This is a genomic window from Candidatus Cyrtobacter comes, from assembly GCF_034470605.1.
GTDB lineage: Bacteria > Pseudomonadota > Alphaproteobacteria > Rickettsiales > Midichloriaceae > Cyrtobacter > Cyrtobacter comes.
In genome coordinates this window covers 1-5,000 of record NZ_JARGYT010000085.1, presented here as the reverse complement: position 1 = coordinate 5,000, position 5,000 = coordinate 1, and the positions used below count along the sequence as shown (strand labels likewise).

Annotated in this window: 3 protein-coding genes; 1 reads left to right on the top strand and 2 read right to left on the bottom strand. The window is 34.1% G+C overall.

Going from position 1 to position 5,000, the window contains the following annotated elements:
• Nucleotides 1-29: 29 nt before the first annotated feature.
• Nucleotides 30-239, bottom strand: a complete 210-nt coding sequence (locus tag Cyrtocomes_RS05130; protein WP_322498121.1) for a hypothetical protein — start codon at nt 237-239, stop codon at nt 30-32.
• Between the two features lie 260 nt (nt 240-499).
• Nucleotides 500-1,405 (bottom strand): hypothetical protein, encoded by a 906-nt coding sequence (locus tag Cyrtocomes_RS05125; RefSeq protein WP_322498120.1) that lies wholly within the window; start codon nt 1,403-1,405, stop codon nt 500-502.
• Nucleotides 1,406-2,010: 605 nt separating this feature from the next.
• On the opposite strand from Cyrtocomes_RS05125, the gene Cyrtocomes_RS05120 reads away from it, so the two are divergent.
• Nucleotides 2,011-4,119, top strand: coding sequence for a hypothetical protein (locus Cyrtocomes_RS05120; protein ID WP_322498119.1), 2,109 nt, complete (start codon nt 2,011-2,013; stop codon nt 4,117-4,119).
• Nucleotides 4,120-5,000: the final 881 nt, after the last annotated feature.

Sequence of the window (5,000 nt, the reverse complement as noted above, 5' to 3'; positions counted from 1 at the left end):
AAGGGCTATGATAGCAACAAGCATCGCTCTTATTTGCTATCAAATAACAATATTCCTGTAATTCCTGGGCGGAAGAATCGCATTGAGCCTATAGAATACGATAAAGATAAATTCAAATTGCGAAGCAAGATAGAAAATTTCTTCGCTAAACTCAAAGAAAATCGACGCTTAGCATTACGATTTGAGAAATCCGATCTCTCTTTCCTTGCCTTTATAGCTTTAGCATCTATTAAATACAACCTTTGTTAACAGTGCCTAATCACTGTTTTAATAAGCTTCTCTTTATTTTGTATTTTTGAGGCTAGAAATAGTTTCGTAAAAAAGCAGAGTTAGAGGCCAAGAATATTAGAGATAGCCTTTGCAACTTTAGATACAATAAATACAAATAAGCTACTGAATTATATTATAAATCTTCTTTAAAGTATCTATGCTTGGTGTCCTAGCTTTCCATACCATGGATGCAAGTGGCATAACCGCTTACATCCATATATTTAAGATACTACTTTAGCGCCCCCAACGCTCTTATCACCTCATCTATGTTAACAACTTCGCTTTTTAAATCTAATAATCCTTTTGCCTTATTTGGCACAGAAGGATAGGAGCAAATTTCTATAATGACGCCCTTTTTCAAATCTAAAAGCTCTCCACCTATTAAACCTCTATTAGTATTTTTATAGAAAATTTTATTAAATATATATTTAATACTCCCACTAGCACTATTTACTTTTTTTGCAGCCTTTAAAAAGTCAGGAAGCTTAAAATGTTTAAATCCGATACTGCTTCCTGAAGAACGATCTTGAGCAGAAGGTTGAGCAGAAGGAGCAAATAACGGCGCAGCCCCCTCTAATGTTTCCTTATATATCTTTCTTATTTCATCAGTAGCCTCGGAGGATTTAACATAATCTGTGATATAAGAAAAAATCTCCTGCGCACTTGAAAATTGTATCACACCCATATCTGATAACGCTTTTATAATCTCATCAGCAACTGGCACGATGGGATTCATCTTATTTGCAAGTGCCTGTATATTCTTTACTATTAGCTCATAATCTTTTGGGCTCTTATTCTTTATAACAAGATAAACATTCCCTCCACCATTGCGCCAATGGCCATCCTGCCCTAAGGTCTGTGCTATAACATTATACGTCTTAAACTCAGAAAGAAATTTTATCACTTCTTTCATGCTATCACCAGTTATAAAATAGCTTCTCGCCCCGACTTTAATAGGTATTTGGTAGCCATTCATTGTCCTAAGTGATGCACCAGTTGATATTATATCTTGCACCTTGCCACCTTTTATTATGGTATTAATTGGGTAACCAAAATGAACCTCCGAATAACATAAAGTTGTAGCAAAAAAGATCAGCCAAGCAATAATCGGAAACGCAATAAACCTCTGAAACATATGCCTTATATAAAACAACAGATCACTGATGCTAGCACGTAAAAGGAATACGCTCTATTATAAATATAATAAATTACTAGATTGATCAGAACGTTAGCTTAATAGATAAGTAACTAAGTTACTTGTCTATATTCTCGGTGATTATATTGAAATTTATTATTAATTTCCACATCTCCAAGCTCATATAGCTAAGGCGGTATAGAATGATTACATAAAAAATAATTTTATTAAACTTAACACAATGATAACTAACCTATTTTAAAATTAGTCATGTACCATTTCTATGATGCTTTAGCCATATATCTCAAATATAGCTCTACCTATAAAGAAATTTAGAATTCCAATACTCATTTGAAGAAGATTTTTAAAAAGCTGTACTACTCTAGTATGCACTCATTATTTTTGAGCTCTTGCATATTAAACTAGTATAATAATTAATAGATTATTAAATTATCCACTTGACCGCATGATGCTATCTTGATATTATACACTTGAGATGATTAGATAGCTGGCTATGTTTGGTTGCGTCTTGTCTTCAAATCTAATCGTCATCTGAAGTGTAATGTATATGCATTGTAGTTTTTGTTGTTTATTGGATTAGGAGTATGAAGGATAGTAAACTTACAGGTGGTAAGAAAAAATATGATTTGAGTAGGTCTACTATTGATGATTTATCAAATTATGGAGCGCCAAGAGCTATTCGAGCTCATAACAAATTTCTACAGGAAGTTTCTTTATCTGATAAAGAGGAGAAAAAGGAAGTAGGAGATAATAGTAATAACAGCGTAATAAGAGATACTTATAGTGAGGGTGAGAGTGGGCCCGAAAATCCTGACGGGAATGTGTTTGGCCTTCAAGAACACTCATATGACGTAAAGACGTCTGCAGATTTTTGTAGCCAGCATGCTAGTGAGCAGCCTTCTAACCTAGATGCATTAAGATTGACATTTAGTCCGGAGGCTAAACCAGTAAGTGATCAAAAATTTAGCCTTATCAAGAGTAGTATTACGAATATAAAATCTAATTTAGACAAAAATAATAACGAAAATTTCGATTTAAATTTTGGTGATAATAGCGATATGAAAAAAAGTGATGCAGGTTTTCTAGAAAATTCCAATATTAAAGAAGATTATAAAGACAATAAAAGGGACTCAAACCATAAATTCGAATCAAGTGACCATGATAATAAAGAAATGAGTGAGAGTGAGAGTGAGAGTGAAAGTCAAAAACTAAAGGGACCAGATAATAAAGAGCAAAATGAGGATAGTGAAGAGCATAAAAATGACTCAAAACATGAATCCGAATCAAATGAGAATGAATCTGATGAGGAAAAAATGAGTGAAAACTCAAAGAGAGCTAATGAAGAGCAAAATGAGGGGAAGCATGATGATGAGAGAAATAAGAATAATGTGGAATATAATGAAGATTCTTATGATGAGCATAATCCAGAAAACAAAAACAAAAACTCAGGACATAATGACAACAAAATAGGAAACCCTCCAGTAGGAATTCACAATGAAAATTGGTGTAAGTGGTTTGTTCATTACATAACATTTAACAAGTTCCGAAATGATAATGAGGCTGTAGATGTTAATAACCAAGATGAAAATGCAAAGAGGGAAGAAGAGAATAAAGAACCGAATCAAATGAATTTTAGAAAAAGTATAGCTGATCAGTTTAAAAAAATAGAAATAATAGAAGAGGGGAAGATGTATCCTACTTTTGTTAATAAAAATTTTGGTTCTTACGAAAATATACTTGCTAGTGATCTGAAATTACATAATAGTCCTATATATAGGGGAAATTTTGGGTACACACACGAAGAAAATGCATTTATAGATGTGGAGGATGATCATCACATAGAATTTAAGCAAGAAGTATCACAAGAAAACAACGTTGATGCTATAATGGAACAACATAATGTAGGTGTGCCAACACATACAGGTACGACAACACCTGGCGCCCCAGCAGCTAATAATCAGGAAAGAACTTTTGCTCAAAAGGCTGCAGCTTCTGTAGTATTTGGTGCAGCCGCTGGCATGAATACATTTACTTCTTTTGCAGAGTGGTTCCAAGAGCATACTATTAAAAATGGTATTAAACTTTCCGCAAATTTCGTTGGTCTTGCAATGCAACTCAAGATTTGTTTTGGGAATGGACAAGGGAATTATTTTAAAGTTGTTTCTTTAATGCCTTATGCAGTGAGCGCAGGTATCACTATGTCTGATGCGATGCCTAAATATGGACATGATGGGTATGGTGCTAGTAACTTAGCCTATGATGTGCTATCTGGCACATCCTCTTCCTTTGCGCATATCTATCTTATAACAAAGGGGACTTCCTTATCCCTCGCTATGTTTACAACCGCTCCAGTAACAGCTTCCATTGGAGCTTTTGCATTCGTTCTTTATCCTATTGATTTATCATTTGCAAAATTCAGAAATGTATGGACAGAGTGGTCTGAATATAATGAGTTTGCAAAAGATGTATGCGGAACACAGGATGGCTACTTCTCCTCTTGGGATAAAAGCAAATGTAGTATAGAAGGGTTTAGGGGTAGTATATATGCAACACGTGATTCAGCAACTCCGTTTACTCATCAAGCTATAGTGTTTGTATGTTCTAGTGCGTCTTCTATTTTTAGCAGCACCACCGAACAACATGAACCTTTGGTGCCACATGATAACAACACATCTCATACTGATGATTTATAGTTAAAGCTGCTTATTTTTAACATATTTCTCATAGCCATTTTTGTATGAGAGAATTTGGGAACTATAGCTGTTGGATGTTGTGGTTTTAGCATATCAGTGAAATTCGTGCGATACTCTTTTGTATCACCCGAGTTTTGCTGCTGTGTCTATTTTTATAGATGTGCTTGATAAAGATTCATTTATGAAGGTAAAAAGATTGTTTTATTTGCAGTCAGTGTTTTTAGTAAATAAGTCTTCCTTGTAAATCCATATACTGCCCCTCAATACCGCGGCATGATTACAAATTTTTGATAGATCTTCCTAAATAAAAAGTCTATCTGTTTCAATTTCTTAGAGCATTTCGCCATAAGAAGCTAACTCTAGTTGAAAAAAAAGCACTGCTTATACTTTTAGGAGCATTGAACGCTTTTTTATATATAAAAATAAGAAAAAATATCATCAAATTCCTATCTTTAGAAAATAAGACTGTAAGAAAATAAGAAGAATCCGCAATCTTGAATTGTATATCTAACACGCTTTAATAGAGCAACTATCCTCTCTATTGACTAAGAACCACTCACGTAGAAGATGAAATATTGAAAGGAATGTCAAACAAAATAGCAATACATTTAACTAAAGCATCGAGAGACTTCACATTTAGATAGTTTTTGATAGAATGCTATTAAAATACTCAATTAGGTTGGTTTCAGATGATCATCTGAAACCTGTTGCAAAAGTGAAGATACGCATAAGAATGGCCATGTGCGCGGGATTCAGCGCTATAAATATAAAGCATGTGACTTGAATTTTGTGAAGGGAGATCGTCGGTATAACCGTGAAACGGCAGTCAAAAAGGCTCTTTGCGTGATCCTCTACAGCCTTGGGAAAGCCTCATTTTCCAT

What these genes read in the sequence shown, in the direction of transcription:
- Cyrtocomes_RS05125 (WP_322498120.1), bottom strand. Translation starts at nt 1,405, where the DNA reads ATGTTTCAGAGGTTTATTGCGTTTCCGATTATTGCTTGGCTGATCTTT.
- Cyrtocomes_RS05120 (WP_322498119.1), top strand. Translation starts at nt 2,011, where the DNA reads ATGAAGGATAGTAAACTTACAGGTGGTAAGAAAAAATATGATTTGAGT.